The organism is Bacillus pretiosus (assembly GCF_051294775.1).
Lineage (GTDB): Bacteria > Bacillota > Bacilli > Bacillales > Bacillaceae_G > Bacillus_A > Bacillus_A wiedmannii.
This window is the reverse complement of the sequence record NZ_JBPPHF010000091.1, coordinates 1-324: the sequence shown is the minus strand read 5'-3', so window position 1 is coordinate 324 and position 324 is coordinate 1. Positions and strand designations below refer to the sequence as shown.

Below are 324 nucleotides of genomic sequence, written 5' to 3'. Positions count from 1 at the left end.
TAGTAATCCCCTCCTTATACACCTTTATCATCAAATTTTCACACTTCTTTTATTAATACTCCTTTCTCTAGTTCCTCCGACTCAAAGACAATTGCGATCAATCCCTTTACCGTAGTCCTTTCAATAAATTCTCCCGTCTCCCAAAACACAGCCTGTCCCGCTTCCACCTTCACATTTTCTTTATCTGCTCCGCATACATATCCTTCTCCATCCACAATAAGAAGCAGCTGAGATACAACTGCTTCATGATATCCAATTATTCCATTCTCTCGTAAATGCATAGCACCAATACTGACTCTTATTAACAACTACGAGCCCACTATA

Annotated in this window: 1 pseudogene; it reads right to left on the bottom strand. The window is 39.5% G+C overall.

What is annotated here, in order from left to right:
- Positions 1-38: 38 nt before the first annotated feature.
- Positions 39-296, bottom strand: a pseudogene (locus ACSG5Z_RS29990) (cupin); the annotation flags it as partial.
- Positions 297-324 lie beyond the last annotated feature (28 nt).